Genomic DNA, 21919 nt, shown 5'->3' on the forward strand with positions numbered 1-21919 from the left:
TATTCGTAAATAAATTCCAGGGATGTTTTTTATAATTGTTTAATTAATTCATCTGCTATTTTTTTAGATAATTGCTTTGTCATTTTAGGAACAAATGGTTTTATTGCTCCGTTAAAAATAAAGGCCCCTTTACCAGTTGTTTGTATTTCCAACTGACTTGTTATCTTTGTAGTAGAGGGAGAGGTTGATTCAGCATGAAAAAAGCCGCTGCCAATCAACTTCTTGGTTGGCGAAGTCATTGTAAAGCCGATTTTATCTGGCATTTGCCATTCATTAATTTCGACGTTTAGACTAACGTCTCGTTTAATAAATCCCAAATCGCCGTGCAAACGCCAAGTTGAATGTTTATCATCAATAATCTTATGTTTAACATAGCCTGTAACTAGTGGAGCCCAATTGTTTATATTACTAACAAAGCTCCAAATTTGATCTGGGGAAGCTTTTAATTCTATAGTATGTATACCTTTTGCCATTTGTCAGTTCCTTTCTAAAAATAAAGGTATTTGAAGTTGAATAATTAGGTCAAAATATTGTATTCATTTTATCATAATATAAAGATGATATTTCTATTACAAGATATTTTCATTTTTATTTAAAAATTTTTTATTAAAATTCATATTTCTAAATATCACATTTAAGAGAATGTAAGGAAAATAGAGAAATCCTAAGTAAAATTGGGGAATTAATACGAAAAAGGTCGAAAATTAGGTTTTTATTTCTGATTTTTGTCGTATATAATAAATCATGAATACGACATTAAGGCTTAATATATTTGATATAATTTGCCTTTCCCTAACTTGGGTATACACTCTTTTCAACCTCCGTGTCAGTAATAATATATATTGAAAAGAGTGTGTACATTTTTTTATTTGGAGGCAGAATTTTGAAGATGTTTTTTTATAATGACAAATAAGGGCTGAAATGGGATAATGATAGTATAACTTCTGGTGGTATGACCAATTTTGTTTAAGGAGAGAAGTGTATGCTAGATATTCAACAAATTAAAGAAATTATTCCTCACCGCTACCCATTTCTACTTGTCGATAAAGTGTTAGAAGTAGAAGAAGGAAAGCGTGCTATTGGAATAAAGAATGTTACAGCCAATGAAGAATTTTTCAATGGACATTTTCCGGACTATCCTGTAATGCCAGGCGTTTTAATTGTAGAAGCTTTAGCGCAAGTTGGTGCTGTGGCAATGTTAAAAAAAGAAGAAAATCGTGGCCGTTTGGCATTTTTTGCTGGTATCGATAATTGTCGTTTTAAAAGACAAGTACGTCCAGGTGATCAGCTTCGTTTAGAAGTTGAAATGACGCGCGTACGTGGAGCAATTGGAAAAGGGAAAGCAATTGCAACTGTAGACGGTGAAATCGCGTGTGAGACGGAAATTACGTTTGCGCTTGGTGACAAGAAAGAATAAATATATTAAGATATATGGTAGACAAATAACGATATACAATTGTTATTTGTCTATTTTTTGTGGATTAATATATAATTTAGTTTTATTAAATTGTTTTGTGCTCTGTATAATAGGGTTTATATGTATTGTAAGTTAGGTTGACGATAGGTTTAAGAAGGAAGGTTTAAATAATGAAAAAGAAAATTTTATTTTGGGTACTCGGTATTATTGGAGTACTAATTATAGGCGGAGGAGTTTATGCTTATAATGTATATTCTTCTGTATCTAAGACATTAGAGGAAGTTCATAAACCTTTAAAGCGTGATCAAAACAACAATAAGGTTGGCGAAAAAATTAGTAACGCTGAACCGGTTTCAATTTTGCTATTAGGAGCAGATGAACGCGGTGATGATAAAGGTCGTTCAGATTCTTTAATGGTTATTACGTTAAATCCTAAAAATAATTCTATGAAGACGGTAAGTATTCCTCGTGATACTTATACAGAGATTGTTGGAAAAGGAAAAAGTGATAAAATCAACCATGCCTATGCATTTGGCGGAGTAGATATGTCTGTAGCGACAGTAGAAAAATTCTTGAATGTTCCTATTAATTATTATATTGAAGTGAACATGGAAGGATTTAAAGATATCGTTGATGCAGTCGGCGGGGTAGATGTAAATAATGATTTAGAATTTACGCAGGATAAGCATCATTTCGCTAAAGGGAATATTCACTTAACAGGTGACCAAGCACTAGCATTCACACGCATGCGTAAAGAAGACCCAAGAGGCGATTTCGGCCGTCAAATGCGTCAACGCCAAGTAATGCAAGCTGTTATTAAGAAAGGCGCAAGTTTCTCTTCTTTAGCAAGTTATGGAGATGTACTTACAGCGATTCAAAAGAATGTGAAGACAAACTTAACACAAGATCAAATGTTTGATATGCAAAAGAATTATAAAAATTGTCTGCAGAACAGTGAAGATATCCAAATCCCAGGCGACGGCCACAAAGCCGCTGATGGTATTTGGTACTACTATGTTCCAGATGCAGCAAAACAAGATTTAACGAATAAATTAAAAGCGCATCTTGAATTGAAATAGTAATTTTGAATATCCCACACTATTTGTAAAGATAGTGTGGGATATTTAGTAGCAGAACGTTTTTATATCGAGCATGCGTGGAATTGGCATCAGAAAAAACCTAATGGATATGAGAAATAAGTTTAATAAATGAGAGAGGGTATCGTCGACAAAATATGTTCGACAATACCCTCTCTTTTTTTGTCTTATTTTTGCTATACTAAACTGTACTATAATACAGGATGGAAGGAGGAGAATGATGAAAATACTTGTAGTAGATGATGAATCGAGTATTCGTAATTTGATTCGGATGCAGTTAGAGATGGAAGGGTATGAAGTGTTGACGGCGGCTGATGGGAGAGAAGCTTTAGAGAGATGGAATGAGCAGCCGGATGTACTTATTTTAGATGTGATGCTTCCTGATACGGATGGGTATGAGTTGTTACGTTTATTTCGGGAGAAGGAGCGTGATATTCCGGTGCTTATGCTGACAGCGAAGAGTCAGATGAATGATAAGTTACTTGGTCTTCAGCTTGGAGCTGATGATTATGTGACGAAGCCTTTTAATTATGCGGAGCTTATTCTTCGGGTGAAGAATATGGCACGGCGCGTAAAGAAGAAGGAGGTTCCTTTAAATCATGAGGTGATTGGGGCTGGTGATTTACTTATTTGTCCAAAGGAACGAAAGCTTCATGTGAGTGGGCAGGAGATTCAGTTAACGTACCGAGAGTTTAATTTATGTCAGTTGTTTGTTTCGAATCCGCAGCGTGTGTTTATGAGGGATGAGCTATTAGAGAAGGTATGGGGGTTTGAGTATATCGGAAATACGAGAGCGGTTGATATTATGGTGCAAAGGCTTCGGAAGAAACTCGGCGCGAGCGGGGAGTATATTAAGACAATTTATGGTGTGGGGTATAAGCTTGATTGCTAAAAGGTGATGATATGTCTTTAAAACGAAATATGGTGTTTGGAATAGTTGGGTTGTTGATTCCAATTCTTGTTCTTTTGTATGCGGTTGTTTATATTGCACTGGAGAAGAATGTGTATCATAATGCGGCAGATTCCTTAGAAAAGTTAAGTGTGGAAGCGCAAATTTATACGATGAATTATTTAGAGAAGGAAGCAGAAGTAGAGACGTTAGGTCCTAATTCGCTTTTAATTGCTTCGTATTTAGCGAAGCGAATGGATGTCCGGGTGCAGATGATTGGGAAGAATGGAGATGTTGTTGCAGATACACAAAAAGGAGCGTTACTTCATCGGAATATCGATATTGAGAGTTCTTTGAAGGGAAAGAAATCTTATGTTTTCGAGGAGGGAGATCCAGCTCCAATTCTTTTGTTTTCAAGTCCGGTTTATTATGGAAACGATGTCATTGGAAGTATTCGTTTTATAAATGAGTTAACGGATGAGAAGGAAGTTTTAACAAATGTAAGTTGGACGTTTTTAATGACGTCGCTTTGTTTAGTAGCTGCTGGTATTTTCTTTGCGATTCGTTTGGCGAAGTCTCTTCATAAACCAATTGATCAGTTAAGGCAAATGGCATATCGGCTTGCGAATGGAGATTATGAAAGTAAGATTGAGCTGAATGAGTATGTGGAAATTGCGCAGCTTTCAGCGTCCTTTAATGCGATGGCTGATGGGATTGAGCTGCATATTAAGCAGCTGAAGGAAGAGAAAGACAAACAGAAAGATTTCTTGGACCGCATTACGCATGAGCTGAAAACACCGCTAACAGCGATTATCGGTTATGTAGATTTAATTCCGAAGTTACAATCGAAGGAAGATGTGCAGGAGAGCCTCCGTTATGTGTCTGTAGAAAGTGAGCGTCTATTATCACTTGTAGAGGAATTACTTAAGTCTTCAAAGTACGGGAAGAGTACGTTTGAAGTGTCACCTACAGTCGTGAATATTAAAGAATTGGCAGAAGAAGCGGTTTCGATTGTGAAACTCAGGTTGCAGCAGTTTGAAATTGAAGTTATGAATGAGTTAACAGAAGTACACGTCGTTGCGGATTTTGATAAGACGAAGCAAATTTTCTTGAATGTGCTTGATAATGCGATTAAATATAGTGATGCTACGCAAGTTCGTATGAATGTAATTATAAATGAGCAGGAAGCGAAAGTTTTTGTTCATGATGATGGTATTGGTATGGATGAAGGTGTGCTTGCAGAATGGAATGAGTCTCCGGAAGGTAAGGTGCTTCCTTCAAGTTACGGGAATGGCTATGGCTTATACATTTGTCAGGAGATTATGAAGAAGCAAGGCGGAAGTATGCGAATTGAGAGTAGTGAAGAAATGGGAACTACAATATGCATTACATTTTTACTTCCGAGACGGATGGAAGACATAAAAAACTTGAAAGCGGTTAAATGATACATTTATGAAACAATTATGCGGTATTTTCGAAACAACGTTTTTTTATCTTGGAGGTAGGCAGAAATGAAAAGGCTATCATTTCAAATTCTTATGTTTGTCTTTTGTATGATCGTTTCGCTTATTTTGTTTTATGTTATTGAGAAGCAAATATATAATCGAATTACAATTGTGGATGACAAACAAGCCGTTTTACAAAGAGTGAATGAATCCCTTCCTATTGAAGTGAAAGTAAGGCATGAGAAGTGGGGAGAAATTGTTGTAACGGATGAAGTTCGTTTGCATACGATTGTTTCATTCTTTGACCGAATTCGAATAGAGCCGAGAGAAGCGAGGAATCAAGAACAAGTATTTACTGGAGAAGTAACGTACTTGAATGGACATAAACGTACTTTTGCAGTAGGTGACTTGTTCCAGTACGAGGCTAATGTATACGGAAAGAAGGGCACGGATCCGATGATCTCAGCATTTCAAACGTATTTGTTAAGTCTGTATTATACACCAGAGCGCATTAGTAATTTCTTTGCGGAGGCAAAGGAAGTTGTAGTGAGGCAAGGGGATGTAATACGTACTATAGATCTTACGCAAATATTTGATTCTATTCGATACGCAAAGCAAATTACAGATTACGGAGAAATTCAGAAATTATTACAATCACAGAATGAGCCGATTGCTTATATTACTGCCTATAAAACAGGCAAGCGTGTAAAGAATGAGCGGGAGGATATTCTAACTATTTCTGTGTATCCATCGTACTTTGTTGTGCAATATCTCGGTGATAATAACGGGAATGTCATGTATATGAAGGGCTCCCTAGCAGAATTCCTTGTAAAGGAGAGTGTGTCATGAGAAAGATAGCCTTTTTCTTCTTTTTGCTAGTAATCGGAGGAGCGATGTCTAGTTGCTCTCGAGATACAACCTCTATTAAATATAATAAAAGTGGTCTCCCTATTTTGGATGATCGTCATCTCGTTGCGTATGTAGCGGCCCGCGAGGAAGTTGGTGAAGCTTTGCTTTCGTCATTTTGTAAACAACGCGGGTGTACATATGAATTTATTCGCCTATCGACAGAAGAACTTCTTCGGAGAGTAGAAGCGGAAGCTGGAAATCCGAAGGCGGATATTATTATTGGCGGTACAGTAGATGCGCATCAAATGATGAAGCAAAAGAACCTTTCTATTCCTGTTACGACCCAGCATGCGAATCGTATTTCCAAGACTGTTAAAGATAAAGATGGTTATTGGTACGGTTATGAAGTGGAGAAACTGGCAATCGCGATTAATAAAGAGCGGTGGAATGAAGAAATAGCGCCGCTCGGTCTTCCATATCCATCAAGGTGGCAAGATTTATTAGATCCGGTATATACGGGTAAGATTGCAATGCCTGATCCAAATGTTTCCGGCACAGCATATACTTTGTTTCAATCACTTATTGATACTTTAGGTGAAAGAGAAGCGAAAGAGTATGTTAAGAATCTTGCAAGGCAAGTTGGTGAAGTAACGGTGAATGGTTATATGCCCGCAGAACTGGTTGCGAGCGGTGAATATATGATAGGCATCAATTTTGCGGGAGATCAGAGAATGCTTCAGAAACAAGGCTTTCCTATTTTAAGTAACGAACCTGAGCAAACAGGGTTGTCCGTTAATGCGATTTCGAAACTAAAGCGTGCGCCGAGTGGTATTATTGCGGATTTATTTATTGATTATTGTTTATCGGAAGAAGCGGGGCATATTTTAGAAAAAGTTTCGTTTGGCGTACCAACGATGTTTGCGAAGAATGAGAAAGAAATAGAAGGACAGCCGGTTAGAAGGGCAAACCAAAATATATCAAATAGCGGAATAATCGAGATATGGAATAGACAGCGTCTCTCTCAGCAGTGAGAAAAGGAGACGAAAGAATATGTTTAAATGGCTTAAGCCAGCACCTGCAATTGAGAGGTTACCAGCGGATATGATCGCTAAAGTATATACATTACTGCGTATTCGTGTGCTAATGGGAATTTCAGTTGGGTATGCTGCTTATTATTTAGTGCGCAGTAACTTTACGTTATCAAGTACGTATTTAGTACAAGAATATGGTTTTAGTACAGCTGAAATTGGATTGCTAGGTTCAGTAATGGCAATTGTTTATGGGTTCAGTAAGTTCTTTATGGGGAATTTATCCGATAAAGCTTTCGCCCAGCGCTTTATCGCAGTCGGATTATTCTTATCAGGGCTTGTAAATATTTGCTTCGGTTTTGCATCTTCATTTGGGATGATTGTTACATTACTTGTCTTAAATGGTATTGTACAAGGTATGGGAGCACCACCTTGTAGTATCGTTATGACGAAATGGTTCTCGAAGAAAGAACGTGGTACGAAAACAGGTATTTGGAATATTTCACATAACGTTGGTGGAATGCTAGTGCCGCCCCTTGTCGGAATTGGTGTAGGTATTTTTGGTGAAAATCATTGGCAAGGCGGCGTGTTTATTTTCCCAGCGATTATCGCAATGGTAATTTCAGTTCTTGTTTGGATTAATGCGAAGGATACACCAGAATCTGAAGGTCTTCCTCCAATTGATGAGTATCGTAATGATTATGAAAATCTTGAAAAAGCAGATAATGCTAATAAGATGTCACCAAAAGAAATTTTGATGAAATATGTAGTGACAAATAAGTTCGTTTGGTATTTATGTATTGCAAATGCATTTGTTTATTTAATTCGTTTCGGTGTTATTAACTGGGTTCCGCTGTATTTAACAACAGTTAAAGGTTTTTCAAAAAATGAAGCACATGCTGCATACGCGATTTTTGAAGGTATGGCAATTCCAAGTTCATTAATCGTTGGTCTTTTAAGTGATAAGTTATTTAAAGGAAAACGTATGCCATTATGTATTATGAGTATGGCCGGAGTTGTTGTTGGTACAGTTGTATATTGGCAAGCATCTAGCGTACTTGTTGTAAGTATTGCAGTTTCTATTATCGGATGTTTAATTTACGTACCACAGTTCTTAATCGGTTTAAGTGCGATGGAATTAGTACCGAAATTTGCAGTAGGTACAACAGTTGGTATGTGTGGTCTGTTCGGTTATGTAGGCGGAAGTCTTGTAGCAAACGCAGCAATTGGTATTATTGTTGACCGTTCTGGCTGGGATGGCTGCTTCATCTTACTATTAGCAGGCGGTATTTTATCAACAGTATTCTTATTTATCGTTCAACGTGGGCATGAGAGAAAAGGTCCTAAAGTGGCGTAATAGTTTATTCGGGAAAGCGATCCAATCATTATTTTGGATCGCTTTTTTTTATATAAGGAAACCTTTCCTTAAAACTATCTTAAAAGATAGAATGTCATATTTCTAATCATTGGTATTTTTGTTACAATATAAATGATTGTGTAAAACTTTGTAAAATGAGTGTAACAATGTAAGTGGGGTTATAATTTTCTGAAAGTTTTATACAATTGGATATCTATTAAACTATTAAGATATAAAAGGAGAGAGAATATGTTACCAAATACGGTTCGTACTCCAAACAAGAAGAAGAAATGGATTATTATCGGAGTTATTGCACTAATTGTTATTGTAGCAGCAGTTAATATTTTTGTTATGCAAGGTAAGAAGAAAGGTACGGCTAATACAGATGCTGTAAGTTTTGAGAAAGTGACAGAGCGTAAGCTTAATAATACGAAGTTAATTTCTGGTCAGGTGAAGCCAGGGAATATTGAAAGTTTTTATGCGGATCCGACTAAAGGAAAAGTGAAAGATATTGCGGTGAAAGAAGGACAAGAGGTAGAAAAGGGAACGAAATTATTCTCTTATGATAATGAAGAAATTAATCTTCAAATGAAGCAAGCTGATCTTGATCAGAAGATGGCTGATATGCGTTACGATCAAGGGAAAAAGAAGATTGATTCATTGAAGAAAGAAATTAAGAAGGTAAAAGATAGTGGGGCTGGGAAAGAAGTGACAGACCCAATGGAAGAGCAAGTAAGTGAGTTAGAAATGGCACAAAAGACAACTGACCTTGAGAAAGAAAAAGGGAAGTTACAAAAAGAAGAGTTAAGTAAAAAACAGAAAGAACTTACGATTTATAGTAATTTTACTGGTGTTGTACAGAAGTTAGATAAAGATGCAGCACAAAGTTCATCACAAGCATTAGGTGGTCAAGGGAAAGCATTTTTACAAGTTGCTTCTAAAGATCCGTTCCAAGTTCAAGGGACTTTAACAGAGCTTCAAAAATCACAAATTCAAAAAGATCAAACGTTCACTGTCACTGCGAAAGCAAATAATAAGAAGAAGTGGACAGGTAAGATTACGGAAGTAAGTGAGTTCCCAACAAGTGCGGAGATGGCTCAAGCTGCTGGTGAAGGAACTCAAAATATGTCTCAATATACATATAAAGCAAGTCTTGATAGCCAAGATGGTTTATCTCCAGGTTATCACGTTTCGCTGCAAGTAAATTTAGAGAATAAGACAATGATTGCTGTTCCAACTAAGAGCATTGTAGAAAAAGGCGAAGATGCATTTGTTTATATCGAAGAAAAAGGAAAGCTTCAAAAACAAAATGTGAAAAAAGGTTCTACTGATGGAGATTGGACAGAGATTGTTGAAGGCGTAACAGTGGGGCAAAAGGTGGTTAAAAATCCTTCCGACAACGTGTATGACGGAATGGAAGTGAAAGAGAAATGATTACGTTAAATAATATTTCTAAAACATATTATCAAGGGAAATTGGCAGTGCCAATTTTACATGGTATTAGTTTAACAATTCAAAGCGGTGAGTTCATTTCGATTATGGGACCGTCTGGTTCAGGTAAATCAACGCTTATGAATATTATCGGTTGTTTAGATCGTCCAACAGAAGGTGAATATATGTTGAATGATGTGAATATCTTAACAGCAGACGAGTCAAAACTAGCTTTAATTCGTAATGAATATATCGGCTTTGTATTCCAGCACTTTAATTTACTGCCGCGTCTTTCCGCAGTGGAAAACGTTGAACTTCCGCTCATCTATGGCGGGGTGAAGAAAGCAGAGCGTCGTCAGAGAGCTCTTGAAGCGCTTGGAAAAGTTGGATTATCAGATAGAGTACACCATTTACCTAGTGAGTTATCAGGTGGACAGAAGCAACGTGTAGCGATTGCGAGATCGATTGCAAATAATCCAACGTTCATTATGGCCGATGAGCCGACAGGTGCTCTTGATACGAAGTCTGGTGCACAAGTTATGGACATTTTCACGAAGCTAAATGCAGAAGGTACGACAATCGTTATGGTTACGCATGAAGAAGAGGTAGCAGCTTATTCTTCTCGTCGCATCGTACTAAGAGATGGGAAAATTACAGAAGATAGAAGGTGTGCGGTATGAGTTTACTAGATAGTATGAAAATCGCCTTATCTTCTATTCTAGCTCATAAACTGCGTTCTGCTCTGACGATGCTTGGGATTATTATCGGTGTAGGTTCTATTATTACCGTTGTTGCGATTGGGCAGGGCGGGGAAGCTGCACTGAAATCCCAATTTGTTGGATCAGGTAATCAAACGGTACCGATTCATTATAGTGCCGATATGAATGATCCTTTTGGTATGGCGATGGTAGAAGCACCGAAGATAACTGAAGAAGATATTTTTGAAATTAAAAAAATTCCAGAAATCGCACATGTTGTAACAACAAATTCAAGTATGGAACCACTTGATATTGAAGATAACATAGAAATGGTGAGTATTACTGGATTAGACAGTGAGTATTTTTCAGTAAATAAAGTAAAGTTGTTAAAGGGACGTTCTTTACAAGAATCAGATGTGGATCAAGGTAATAATGTTGTCATGATTAGTAAACAAATGGAAGATAAGGTGTTTAAGGATGCCAATCCAGTCGGTAAAATTATTGAAATGAAGGGGCAACCGATGCAAATTATCGGTGTCTACAAATCAGATAACGAGTTTATGGGAATGGGACCATCAGAAGCACTAGTTCCGATTTCATTATGGCCGACACTGTATGGAAAAGATGAAATTCAAAATATTTCTGTTCAAGCGAAAAATGTAGATAATTTAGAAAAAGCAGGTAAAAAAGCTGCTGATGTCTTAAACAGTCGTAAACCGACTGATGCAACTGGTAAATACGAAGTTATGAATTTAAAAGAACTTCAAGAAGGTATTTCAAAGATGACCGGTATTATGACAATGATCATCGGTGGTATCGCTGGTATTTCATTAGTCGTTGGTGGTATTGGCGTTATGAATATCATGCTCGTATCTGTAACAGAGCGTACACGTGAAATTGGAGTACGTAAAGCACTTGGAGCGACGCGTAGTAAAATTTTATTACAGTTTTTAATTGAAGCAGTTATGTTAACGCTTCTAGGTGGTTTAATCGGAATTGGTCTTGGGTATGGCGGGGCATATATCGTTTCCACATTTGCGAAGTGGCCACCGCTCGTTTCATGGGAAGTTGTCGTTGGGGGCGTATTGTTCTCTATGACACTAGGTATTATCTTCGGATTAATTCCAGCGAACAAAGCTGCGAAATTAGATCCAATTGAAGCACTTCGTTATGAATAAGTTGTAGTAGAGGGAGTCTCTACTACACATTACCGTTCTAGTGGGCGGTTCGTATCCTCTATATGAGGATGTGAACCGCCCGTTAGAACGGGTTATATAAATAGAAGGAGGCGTTATGATGGAAGCGAATTTGAATACGCAAAAAGTTGGTGGAGAGAAGCCGTCATTATTTGGAATGATTACATCTCCTGGTGTACAGTTTGAGAGAATGAAGACTAGTAATGCGGTTTGGGGTGCGTTTTGGATACTTGTTTTATTAGGAGCAGTTGTTGGTGGACTTGCTGCTTATGTAGGCTCTTTAACCCCTGAGGCGATTAAGGTGAATAAGGATTTGGGTATTAGCGTTACACCTATAATGTCGTTTGGTATGGGTGCAGTATTTGGTGCTATTGGTATGGCGATAGGTTTCTTTATTAGTGCAGCAGTGTATAAAGTATTAATGATGTTTATGAGCAATGATACTTCTTATAAGAAATTATTAGCAATTAGCGTATATTCAAGCATTATTTCATTACTTGGCGTATTGTTGAATACAGTTTTAGCGTTTGTTTTAGGTGGATCAGGACAAGAAATGTATACTGGATTAGGTCCTATCTTTGCTTCGAGTAGCGGAGTTGTAAAAGGTATAGCAAGCAAATTTGAAGTATTTACAATTTGGGGATTTGTTATAACGTGGTTAGGTCTTCAAATTACGGCAAGTTTAAGTAAAAAGCAGGCAACAATTATCACTATTGTCTTCTTTGTCTTAACTCTTGGGCTGGGTGCCTTACAAGGTATGTTCCAATAATAGCGGCACTTCAAGCTGCTAGAAAGAAATGCTGCGATTATAAAAAATCGCAGCATTTCTTTTATAAAGAGGAGATATACATATGCTTAAGAAATTTTTAGCGAATGTTTTGTTTATGTTAGTCGTAACGTTGTTAGCTGTAGAATATGTGCCGAATAAGAATCCATACGTATTTGTTGGGGGTTACAAGCTGTATTTTAGCTACTGGTTTATATGCGATCGATAGATTTTTCAAAAGCGTAGCTAAAGAGTAATATAGTTTGCCAATATATAAACAAAAGGTTCCTTCTAATGTATAGGAGGAACCTTTTTTATTTTTATCCCTATTTCAAATACCCCTATTAGAATTTCAAATACTGCCTAGTGTAATTTCAAATTACGGCAGCAGTATTTGAAATTACCCACAATGAAATTTCCTTTCTCATTTTATATTGTAGAGGTACCGCGGAATACTGAAGAGGTATACCTTTTAGAAACGGGCACTGTGTGAAGCCAGCGACTTTTGCAGATACGGTTGTTTTGTATGAAGGTATGATTGTAAATCAAATAAAGAGGTTAAATATTTACCAAGATTATGAAGAGTATTATCAATGTGGTTTAATTGGTCTTTGGCATGCTTATGAAAGGTATGAGGAGGAGAAAGGTAGTTTCCCTGCTTATGCTGTCGTAACAGTACGTGGTTATATATTGGAGAGGTTGAAGAAAGAATGCGTAGTGCAAGAGCGCTATGTATGCACGGACGAGTATGAGGAACGATTTGAGTGTGAAGATGCGGGAACGAGGGCGAAGGCGAAGGAATTTATGAGTGTGTTAGATGAGAGGGAGAAGCATATCATTTCAGAGCGATTTTTTACAGGGAAAAATATGGGAGAGATAGCTTCTGAAATGGGGATGACGTACTATCAAGTGAGATGGGTATATCGACAAGCACTTGAGAAAATGAGAGATAGTGTAAGGGGATAAGAATAATAAGTAGAATGGAAGGCAAAGGAAATATTGCGTTCCATTCTATTTACATTAAGGCAGAAAATGTGGCAAGAGGTTTTTTGAGTGTAGTGAATCTTTCATGTTCATTCGGGATAATACATGTCCAGATTTGAAAAATTGTTGCTGTAACTTATGAGAACCTATTTGTATTGTTATGGTAGTTCCGTTAAAAAAATGAATGTTAGCTTTGTTAGTTTTTTTTGGAAACTCTATCTCATCTATATGGTTATAGAACAACCAAATGCAGCTTGGAGAAGAAGGAGATTCTGTTGGGAAAACGCAAATATATTCTTTGTGATTAATCGGAATTGGAACATTTTGTTTGAGCTTAAAGTTTATTTGGACTGCATGACGTCTACCTTGATAAGTAGAATGGACATGTGTTAGACAAGATTTCTTTATGAGTTGGATAGCTGTTTGGCAAGAGTACAGAGGGTTTCCGCTACTGTCGATAATTTTTGTCCGGTAATAAGGGTGTTTGCAAGGTTCGAGCATCATTGTAGAACTAGAAATAAAAATATCATTCTCATTATCCATGATTCTAAAATCCTCCCTTATAAAAATTGTTATTCTGAATATAATTATATACGAATTATGTAAAGTTATTATTAATCTTTTGTTTCGTATTGTAAATTTTTACGGTTCGTTTACAATCAATAGATGATAGTCTTTCTAATTTGCATCGCTTGTACATATATATGAAAATAGAAAAGAGTAGGCGGTGATATAGCATGAAGAAAAAGTATATTATTATGGCTCTAGCTGTTGTTCTCTTAGTTTATTTAGCAAACAGTAATCCGGGTAAGGGAGAATATACGGATTGGGCAGCAAAACAATTTATGAAGCGTAATGATGTGAGTAAGAAGCTAGAAGAGGTTGAGAAAGAAAACAAAGAGGGTATACTTGGCGATCTAGCATCGGCGGGAAAGAAATTAGCAAATAAGTATGTTGAACCACAAGTTGGATTATTAATTGAGCATTATACAAAGCGAAATGATTATATTTTCTTCTCAACATATACGACAGAGTTTGATTTAGGCGGAGAGAATTATAAGTATGTTTGTGTTGGCTTTTCAAACATTTTTATTCCAATTGAAATGCCGAAGAAAAAAGACGAATCTGCAAAATAATGCAGATTCGTCTTTTTGATTTACGGAGTGATCTGAACTTCAGATACGTTTTTTTCTATGAGGCGAGCCCCTTTTTTACGAGTATTTTCACTAATTGATGAAAATACAGATGAAGCAAGAATGGTATCCATTACTTGATTTACGACTAGTTCATTTACTGGTGTGATGGGATTTTCGATAGAAAAGGCAACTGTTTTTCCATCTTCTTTCACGAAAACTAACTCTAGTACCTGCATGCTTTATTCCCTCCTTTTTAATTATAGATTAGAAAGATCTGACGTGCTTACAAGTTGTACAGCGTGAAGTGATGATTGTTGTAGTGAAGCAAGAGCACGTGCTACTTCATGTACTTTTCCTAAATCTGCATTTGTTTTCACACGTTTGAATTGTTTGTTCTTAAAAACTGTTTTACCGTTTTTGTCTAATCCTCCGTTTAATACAAGGCGTAAAGTTAAATCCATTATGATTGTTTCAACTGCCATGTTTATCACCCCCTTTCACTTTATAAATAGGGTGTAAATGTCATGTTTTGGCGTGAAATTTTTTCTTTTTTTTGTTACTCTTAAAAGACTAAGAGAGGAGTTTTCGGGAGAATGAATCGTAAATGGTTATTTTGGATTCCTGTATTACTATGGATGGGGATTATTTTCTATTCTTCAGCACAGCCATATAAAAAACAGGATATGCGCTCGGATATTGAGCAATATATAAATGTTGAGTTTGTGAAAGAGCATTTTTCATGGGTATCTATCGATTATGGGGGAGGTACACCTGTTAGTATCGCAAATAAAGGTGTAGGTGGATTTGTTGAGTTTTTCCTTCGTAAAGGTGCTCATTTTATGGTGTTCTTTATGCTCGGTTCATTGACGTATTATGCTTTTCATCGATCGGGTTCTTCGAGAAAAAGGTGCTTTGCATACGCCCTCCTTTTCGTTGCGGGGTATGCAACATTTGATGAAATTCATCAATGGTTTACAGGAGACCGTACACCGATGTGGCAAGATTCATTGCTTGATACGTGCGGCGGGTTAACAGGAATTATAATAAGCAATTGGTTTTGGCATAGAAAAAGGAGCTAATCTCAGTTAGAGATTTGCTCCTTTTTCATTTATCCCGCTATTTGTGGGAATAGAAATATCCACCTTATCCCGCATTAACTGCCCGTAAAAGCCCGATTGGTGAAGGCTAATAATCAGTGGGGGATGAACAAAACCCCACTGATTAAAGTTTCACTTTATACGCCAAGTAATTCTTTTAGTTCGTCGGTTGATAGTTCGGTCATCCAACTATCGCTTGTAATGACGGCGTTGTTTAATGATTGTTTTCGTTCTAACATTTCATCAATCTTCTCTTCAAGTGTTCCCGTTGTAATAAGCTTATGAACGTGAACGAAGCGCTTTTGACCGATGCGATAAGCACGGTCTGTTGCTTGGTTTTCTACAGCTGGATTCCACCAACGGTCATAGTGAATGACATGGTTGGCGGCAGTTAAGTTTAATCCTGTTCCGCCGGCCTTTAACGATAAGATGAAGATGTCATACGTTCCGTTTTGGAACTGCTCAATCATCTTGTCACGCTCTTTCTTCGGTACGCTCCCGTTTAAGAAGAGGACGCGCTGACCGAATGTTTCTTCTAACATACTTTTTAGCATGTTCCCCATGCCAATGTACTGAGTGAAGATTAAGCAACTTTCATTTTGGTCTTTTATATTTTCGATGAGCTCCATTACCGTTTTTGTTTTCATAGAGCGCTCGACGATATTTTGTGGTTCTTCTTCTTTCAAATAAAGGGCTGGGTGATTACAAATTTGTTTTAGCTTGTTCAGCATAAGTAATATAAATCCGCGTCTTTCAATTCCGCTTAATCCTTCTACATTTTGTAATGTATCTTGAACAAGTTGTTCATATAAGGAAGCTTGTTCGCCAGTTAGTGGACAATAAGCTTTCTGTTCTTGTTTATCTGGTAAGTTTAATGCGACCGTTTGATCTTTCTTCGTACGACGCAGTAAAAACGGCGAGATAAATCGCTGAACTTGCTGGATTTTTCCTTCATCGCGGTCCTTTTCAATCGGTGTGACGAAGCGGCGCTGAAATTGTCCTAAGCTTCCGAGATACCCATGATTGATAAAGTCGAAAATAGACCAAAGCTCAGCAAGTCGGTTTTCCATCGGTGTACCGGTTAAAGCAATTTTGTGATTTGCTTGTAGGTTTCTTACTGCTTTCGACTGTTTCGTATGTGGGTTTTTTATATTTTGTGCTTCGTCTAAAATAACAGCGTCCCAGCATAACGTACTAAGTTCTTCTTCATCAAGCTGAGCTAATGCATAAGAAGTTAATATAACATCTGCTGATTGAAGAAAATCTTTAAATGACTCATCCTTAGATCGGTTACTTCCATAGTGTAACTGAACACGTAAGCTTGGTGCGAAACGCTCAAATTCTTTTTGCCAATTTCCAAGGACTGATGTTGGTGCCACAATTAATGCAGGACCTGTTTGGAGATTGTTTTCTTTAGCGTATAGTAAGTAAGTTATCGTTTGAATACTTTTTCCGAGCCCCATATCATCGGCTAATAATGCTCCAAATCCAAGCTTTCGTAAGTATAGCAACCACTCAACACCGTGTTGTTGATACGGGCGGAGTGTTGCTTGTAGCGAAGATGGTACATCTACTTTTGGAATATCTCCAATGTGCAGAAGTTTTTGGAAAAGCTCTTCGTAATATCCATCTAGCTCGATTTCAATATCGGTAAACGGACTATCGTCTTCTACAATTTCTGTTTCTGCTGTATTAGATAAATGTTGCTGCAACACATCTTTCATTTCAAGTCCATATTTATCGGCACGGTGCATTAGTTTTTTTACTTCTTCAATAAAGGCAGGATCAAGTCTCATCCATTGACCATTTAAATTGAAAAGACGTTTGTTTTGTTCAACGAGTTCGAAAAATTCGCTTTCTGATAAATCAATTCCGTCCGTTGAAATGCGCCAGTCGAAATTAACGAGCGTATTCATGCCGAAGAAAGACTGTGTTTGTGCTGTACTTTGCTTCAGCTGTACACGCAACCTCGGTTTTGTTGCTTTTAAATTTTGCCACCATGATGGTAGTAAAATTGTAATACCTGCTGCCAGTAATTCATTACTTGCTTCGGTTAAGAAGTTCCAAGCTTCCGTTTCAAAGAGTTCTTCTCGGAACTTGTCGTCCTCTTTTAGCCACGGTACGAGCTTACTGAATCCTTCTTGTGTTTCAAGGATACGTTCTTCGTAATCGTGCCATCGTTTTGGTAAGGAATCGATACTTTCATATACATATATGCGATGTGCACCACGTTTTGGTGTAACGATTGTTTCAAGCTTCCACATTTCAAGTTCTTCTTGCGGTTCTTGTAGTCTTAAGCCGACTGTAAATGGAAGATCATCTTCAATGTAACCAATTTTTCGAAGCCAATCTTCTTCATGTAGTGCTGCTTCCAATTGCCTTTTCGTAAAGTCGTAATGTTCATATAGTCTCTTTGCATCTTCCCATCCGTCATTTGAGCGAGCATCTTGCAAAATACTTTCGTTCACAGCGGCAGAGAAAAGAGATGCTAACATGTCATCTTCAATTGAGGTATTCTGAACTTTCCAAGATGGCTGCTGAGACCAATGCTTCATGTCAGGTGCGAAGCTGCCGCTGACGAAAGCGTCCCATAATTCACTTGCGTCCTTTGTAAGTGCCGTAATAGGACCGTTCATTTGCATATTTGCAAATGAATTCATCGGTTTATTTGCGATGTATTCAAATGCCTGGGCATTCGTTAACATAACGCCTTGTTTTCCCTCATACGTTGCTTCTTTTAAAAACGTTCCGTAGAAAGAAGTAGAGTGCCATGCGAATGCATTTTTTTTCCAAGTTGCTACGGATAAGAGAGTACCGCTATCATCTTCTCCCCAAAGGAACCAACCTTGACTAACGTGCTGGAGCCTAATTGTTACTTCAGTTTGTATGATCATCGATTAATTTTCCTCTCCGTAATTCCTCTTGTAGTGCACGCAGACGTGAATGTAAGTTAGCGATATGAATAATGAAAGCATCCCATTCATCGGTTCGCTTCAGTCGTTTATAAAGCATACGTAATTTCTTTAAGTAACGAACGGCACGTTTATATGATTTGCGATTTCGCTCTTCAATTGCTTCCATTGCGGCATGGTGATAAAGAGGAAGTGCTGCTTCGGGCGCTTCTTTTTCAATATCTTTCAATGGTTCTTTCAAAAGTTCGATTACTTCGAATCCATATAAGAGCTGAAGTTCCGTCCATGCATGGTATTGTTTCTTCGCAAGTACATATTGTTCATAATTTGTGAAACTATACGGTAATAGTTCTTGTAAAATCATTTCTAATCCCGCTTGTTCATTCGTATGTGTTGCATATGTCTCATACATCATCACAAATAATCGAACGATATCTTGTATGAAGACGGTATTTTCTTGTTCCGTTATCGTTTCTTTTACTTGTTTATAAGTAAAGGAAAGCCAATCTTTCCCGCGGTCCCACTCCATCGCACTTAATAACTCTTCTAACCAATAGAAGTAAAGGCTCACAACAGAAGAAGGCTGTTTTTCCAGTAATTCCATTGCCGATACATCTTCACCGTTTAAAAAGAGCAGGTGAGAAGATGCTAATGCTTTGGAAAGTGGATTGATTTTAGTATCGATTCGTTTTTTTTCTTCTTGTAGCTGCTCTTCTGTTCTTAACAGTTCACCCCATACGTGACGATAAATGAAGAATCGCTCTTGTGTATAGGCATCGGTAGAGAAGAATGCTTCATGTATGAGCCGCGCTGTTTCTTCTAAAATCGGTTTGGATTCTTCTGGAATCGCCTCTGTTTTTAGGTCCCTAACGGTAGATTCAACTTTATCAACGAATAGGCGAACGACGTTAACTGGTTGGTGATAAGAATATAGTTTGTTTGCTTCAAATTCTTGAATTTCTTCTAATAATTTTTGAAAGCAATAAAGTGCCGCGTGCAACTTAAATAATTCATGAATAGCAACGATGCGCGGAGCTTTCCGTTCTAATTTTGTATAGAAGTCTGTAAAAAGACTCATAAGAAAATACATTTGTTTATAAGTGAGCCGCGCTTGTTCTTTTTTAAATGATTCATATTCATTTTCAAAGTATGTTTGCCAACTTTTATAATCCATTTCTTCAAAAGCTGATGATTGCAATACTTGTCGTGCAGTTCGAATAGGAGGAAGAGAAGGTTTTGTATTATTTTTGAATAAAGTTAATACATCTCCTACTTGCCCAAAACTAGAAGCTGCAGATAGTAACACAGCAAGCATATGCTGACATTGCGTTGGCGCGAAGCAATCGCAATAGCTTTCAGTGACATTACGAATCGGGATGTGAACGCTATATACACTACCTTCAGCATTTACAGTTCCGGATAGCGTATAGCCATCAAAGTCAACGTTATAGACAACACCACTACGATATAGTTGCCGAGCTGTAGCGACATGCTCTTGATCAGCAACTTGCTGTGGATCAAGCCCTTGAACGAACTCATTCGCAATCATCATAATTTCATCTTTCGTAATTGAGTCTTGCAGCATAATATTCCTCCGTACACAGATTTCTTTCCTTTACCATTATAAACAAAAAATGCTCAAAACAGAAAAAATGAAATTTGGATTACAAAAAAGGATGTTGCCTAGTTGAACTTTCCTACTAGGTAGCATCCTTTTTGGGAATTAAGAGCGTGATTCTTGTAATATCGCTTTTACATATGGATCATGTAATATTTGTTTTATAATTGGTAACATGTTTTGCTCGAATGGAATATCAATAGGGAATGGCTTTTGAGAGCCTGGTTTTATTCCGTATTGTACGAGTTTGTAATGTGTATTTTCTTCAGACTTGAGCACAATTAATTTATAGCGATTGTCATCGTTTGTTAGTGAGAAGTCAATTGCGATTGCATCATATGTTACATCATCTTTATATATGTACGGTTTTGGTGTACCGACCCAGTCTACTTTCGCTTGTACATTCATGGACATAGCCTCCTTATAGCTATTATAAAAAAATAAAAGCCAGCTCTCAATAAAGAGAACCGGCTGTAATTTAGCAGTCATTGGTTATTTTAAAATTTTCACTTTAACAGTTTTGCGTCCCCATTTGTTAGCAGCGCTATCTGATCCAAGTAGAATGTCGATACGGTTACCTTTAATTGCACCGCCAGTATCACCAGCGATAGCTTCTCCATAACCTTCTACCCATACTTTAGATCCTAATGGGATTACTTTCGGGTCAACAGCGATCATTTTCATGTTTGGGTTCGCTGTTAGGTCATGACCCATTGCAGTTAATACACGGCCGCCGTATGTGCCACCGTTTTCGCTCGGATGAGCTGTATATGCTGTAGCTACAACTGTTAACTCACGACCATTAGAAGGTTCGCTAGTTTCAGCAGCTTTCACAGCAGGCTTAGCAGCTGTTTTTACTGGTGCAGGTGCTTGAGCCTTAGCTGGTGCTACAGTTTTAGCAGGAGCAGGTGTTTCTTGTTTCTCGATAACAGGTGCTGTACCTGTTAAGAAAGGAACATGAACATAAGCTGTTTTCCCGTTATATTCAAATTGTAACCACTCATTTTGTACTTGGTTCGTTGTTTCGATCATATCGTCTTTTTTAAGCGTTCCAAGAATTTCTGAGTTTGTGTTCGCTTCAGCACGTACATTTAATACGTTAGCTGTTACATAGTAAGAGTTCTTTGTAAACTCTGCACTTACGAATGCGTCTTTACCATCTAATTTGATTTGTGACCATCCGTTTTCTGTATTTAGAACATCTAATTTATGACCATTCTGTAATTTACCGACAACTTTTGATTCAGTAGTAGGGTTTTCTCGTACGTTTAGTACGTCTGTTGTTACAACAGTTTCTGCATTAGCAGATGCGGTGAAAATCCCAAGACCAAAAACTGCTGCTGTTGCTATTCCAATTAATTTTTTCATGATAGCCTCCATTGCGTTTGTTTTCGTGTCCTCATTATAGCAACAGATTTTTTCGGATTTTGGGAAAACACACAATTACAAACCATTCGTAATAAGTCGTTAACACTTTGTAATATAGCTAGAATGAGAGGAAAGCGTTTTTCATTCCATATAATTAGTAGGTTTCTAGTTATATTCAAAATATTTAATACAACATATTTTTTTCGGTGCAAATAAAAATATTACAGAGGTGTTACATAATGATTACTATACAGTTACATTCCTTGAGTATTTTACCGTTTTATGGGTAATATAGTTATATAAACATAAACATCTCGTTTGTGAAGTTATAAACACGCGCTATATACTAGCAAAAAACCGCATAATTGTTACAAGAAGAAAGGGTTGTAAAGAATAAATCTGCCCTTTTTTAAAACTGTAACACATCCTTTTTTGGGAAAATCTCTTCCCATCCGCATTTTTCTCACACAATTTGACAGTAGTATTCCAATCTTGTAGCTCTTGCAGAGTGGAAAGGTTGTACGGAAGGTAAGGCTGTCCATAAGAACTCTAATTGGTGAAGGCAAACTTGAGAGAGCCGAAAGAAAATCACCACAAAAAACTATGGTTTTCTATCCGATTTAACATATCG

Annotated in this window: 23 protein-coding genes; 15 read left to right on the forward strand and 8 right to left on the reverse strand. The window is 37.3% G+C overall.

The genetic code is table 11. From position 1 onward, the window contains the following. Window positions 1-29: 29 nt before the first annotated feature. Window positions 30-473, reverse strand: coding sequence for an SRPBCC family protein (locus tag JFU18_RS16770; RefSeq protein ID WP_016093608.1), 444 nt, complete (start codon window positions 471-473; stop codon window positions 30-32). Between the two features lie 509 nt (window positions 474-982). Here JFU18_RS16770 and fabZ point away from each other — a divergent pair. From fabZ to JFU18_RS16835, 13 genes are all read left to right on the forward strand, one after another. After that, the gene (fabZ, locus tag JFU18_RS16775) at window positions 983-1417 is read left to right on the forward strand and encodes a 3-hydroxyacyl-ACP dehydratase FabZ (protein ID WP_000884318.1); all 435 of its coding nucleotides are present in this window, start codon (window positions 983-985) and stop codon (window positions 1415-1417) included. Between the two features lie 170 nt (window positions 1418-1587). Next, window positions 1588-2496 carry a polyisoprenyl-teichoic acid--peptidoglycan teichoic acid transferase TagU gene (gene tagU / locus JFU18_RS16780; protein WP_201034531.1) on the forward strand — a complete coding sequence of 303 codons (909 nt, stop codon included), beginning with the start codon at window positions 1588-1590 and terminating at the stop codon, window positions 2494-2496. Between the two features lie 238 nt (window positions 2497-2734). Beyond that, complete coding sequence (locus tag JFU18_RS16785) at window positions 2735-3406, forward strand: response regulator transcription factor (protein ID WP_002166430.1); 672 nt, start codon at window positions 2735-2737, stop codon at window positions 3404-3406. A gap of 11 nt (window positions 3407-3417) precedes the next feature. Continuing rightward, window positions 3418-4848: a HAMP domain-containing sensor histidine kinase gene (locus JFU18_RS16790; protein WP_201034627.1), complete on the forward strand. Its 1431-nt coding sequence runs from the start codon at window positions 3418-3420 to the stop codon at window positions 4846-4848. A 66-nt stretch (window positions 4849-4914) separates the two neighbouring features. Next, entirely contained in the window at window positions 4915-5697 is a 783-nt protein-coding gene (locus JFU18_RS16795) for a DUF3919 family protein (RefSeq protein ID WP_201034530.1), read from the forward strand. Continuing rightward, entirely contained in the window at window positions 5694-6728 is a 1035-nt protein-coding gene (locus JFU18_RS16800) for an ABC transporter substrate-binding protein (RefSeq protein WP_201034529.1), read from the forward strand. The genes JFU18_RS16795 and JFU18_RS16800 overlap by 4 nt, the downstream gene beginning before the upstream one ends. Before the next feature lie 19 nt (window positions 6729-6747). Further along, entirely contained in the window at window positions 6748-8082 is a 1335-nt protein-coding gene (pgtP, locus tag JFU18_RS16805) for an MFS transporter (RefSeq protein ID WP_201034528.1), read from the forward strand. A gap of 249 nt (window positions 8083-8331) precedes the next feature. Then, window positions 8332-9516: an efflux RND transporter periplasmic adaptor subunit gene (locus tag JFU18_RS16810; RefSeq protein ID WP_201034527.1), complete on the forward strand. Its 1185-nt coding sequence runs from the start codon at window positions 8332-8334 to the stop codon at window positions 9514-9516. Continuing rightward, the gene (locus JFU18_RS16815) at window positions 9513-10193 is read left to right on the forward strand and encodes an ABC transporter ATP-binding protein (RefSeq protein WP_002144795.1); all 681 of its coding nucleotides are present in this window, start codon (window positions 9513-9515) and stop codon (window positions 10191-10193) included. Before JFU18_RS16810 ends, JFU18_RS16815 begins: the two co-directional genes overlap by 4 nt. Then, window positions 10190-11389, forward strand: coding sequence for an ABC transporter permease (locus tag JFU18_RS16820; protein WP_201034526.1), 1200 nt, complete (start codon window positions 10190-10192; stop codon window positions 11387-11389). Before JFU18_RS16815 ends, JFU18_RS16820 begins: the two co-directional genes overlap by 4 nt. A 118-nt stretch (window positions 11390-11507) precedes the next feature. Then, window positions 11508-12176: a YknW family membrane protein gene (yknW, locus tag JFU18_RS16825; protein ID WP_201034525.1), complete on the forward strand. Its 669-nt coding sequence runs from the start codon at window positions 11508-11510 to the stop codon at window positions 12174-12176. An 82-nt stretch (window positions 12177-12258) separates the two neighbouring features. After that, a complete protein-coding gene (locus tag JFU18_RS16830) occupies window positions 12259-12402 on the forward strand; it encodes a hypothetical protein (protein ID WP_201034629.1) in 144 nt (47 codons plus the stop codon). 260 nt (window positions 12403-12662) lie between these two features. After that, complete coding sequence (locus JFU18_RS16835; protein ID WP_137058233.1) at window positions 12663-13139, forward strand: sigma-70 family RNA polymerase sigma factor; 477 nt, start codon at window positions 12663-12665, stop codon at window positions 13137-13139. A 54-nt stretch (window positions 13140-13193) separates the two neighbouring features. Here JFU18_RS16835 and JFU18_RS16840 read toward each other — a convergent pair whose 3' ends face one another. Further along, window positions 13194-13700, reverse strand: coding sequence for a competence protein ComK (locus tag JFU18_RS16840; protein WP_137058234.1), 507 nt, complete (start codon window positions 13698-13700; stop codon window positions 13194-13196). A gap of 194 nt (window positions 13701-13894) precedes the next feature. Here JFU18_RS16840 and JFU18_RS16845 point away from each other — a divergent pair, with 194 nt between their 5' ends. After that, a complete protein-coding gene (locus JFU18_RS16845; RefSeq protein WP_002034805.1) occupies window positions 13895-14293 on the forward strand; it encodes a DUF4359 domain-containing protein in 399 nt (132 codons plus the stop codon). 20 nt (window positions 14294-14313) lie between these two features. Here the strand turns inward: JFU18_RS16845 and JFU18_RS16850 are convergent, their stop codons facing one another. Both JFU18_RS16850 and JFU18_RS16855 read right to left on the reverse strand, forming a co-directional pair. Continuing rightward, window positions 14314-14529 (reverse strand): DUF2922 domain-containing protein, encoded by a 216-nt coding sequence (locus tag JFU18_RS16850; protein WP_085312823.1) that lies wholly within the window; start codon window positions 14527-14529, stop codon window positions 14314-14316. A 21-nt stretch (window positions 14530-14550) separates the two neighbouring features. Continuing rightward, on the reverse strand, window positions 14551-14775 hold the full coding sequence (locus tag JFU18_RS16855) for a DUF1659 domain-containing protein (RefSeq protein WP_002089672.1): 225 nt from the start codon (window positions 14773-14775) through the stop codon (window positions 14551-14553). Between the two features lie 111 nt (window positions 14776-14886). Here JFU18_RS16855 and JFU18_RS16860 point away from each other — a divergent pair, with 111 nt between their 5' ends. Further along, the gene (locus JFU18_RS16860; RefSeq protein WP_201032142.1) at window positions 14887-15372 is read left to right on the forward strand and encodes a VanZ family protein; all 486 of its coding nucleotides are present in this window, start codon (window positions 14887-14889) and stop codon (window positions 15370-15372) included. Between the two features lie 155 nt (window positions 15373-15527). On the opposite strand, the gene JFU18_RS16865 is transcribed toward JFU18_RS16860, so the two are convergent. The 4 genes from JFU18_RS16865 to JFU18_RS16880 all read right to left on the reverse strand — a co-directional run bounded on the left by JFU18_RS16865 (window position 15528) and on the right by JFU18_RS16880 (window position 21288). After that, entirely contained in the window at window positions 15528-18284 is a 2757-nt protein-coding gene (locus JFU18_RS16865) for a DEAD/DEAH box helicase (RefSeq protein ID WP_002129993.1), read from the reverse strand. Beyond that, window positions 18268-19887 carry an SWIM zinc finger family protein gene (locus JFU18_RS16870; RefSeq protein ID WP_002016258.1) on the reverse strand — a complete coding sequence of 540 codons (1620 nt, stop codon included), beginning with the start codon at window positions 19885-19887 and terminating at the stop codon, window positions 18268-18270. The genes JFU18_RS16865 and JFU18_RS16870 overlap by 17 nt, the downstream gene beginning before the upstream one ends. A 138-nt stretch (window positions 19888-20025) precedes the next feature. Next, window positions 20026-20328, reverse strand: a complete 303-nt coding sequence (locus JFU18_RS16875; protein ID WP_201032141.1) for a DUF3910 family protein — start codon at window positions 20326-20328, stop codon at window positions 20026-20028. Between the two features lie 84 nt (window positions 20329-20412). Continuing rightward, a complete protein-coding gene (locus tag JFU18_RS16880; RefSeq protein WP_201032140.1) occupies window positions 20413-21288 on the reverse strand; it encodes a cell wall-binding protein EntA in 876 nt (291 codons plus the stop codon). Window positions 21289-21919: the final 631 nt, after the last annotated feature.

Origin of the sequence: Bacillus sp. TH22 (genome assembly GCF_016651015.1) — a bacterium.
GTDB classification, from domain to species: Bacteria; Bacillota; Bacilli; order Bacillales; family Bacillaceae_G; genus Bacillus_A; species Bacillus_A mycoides.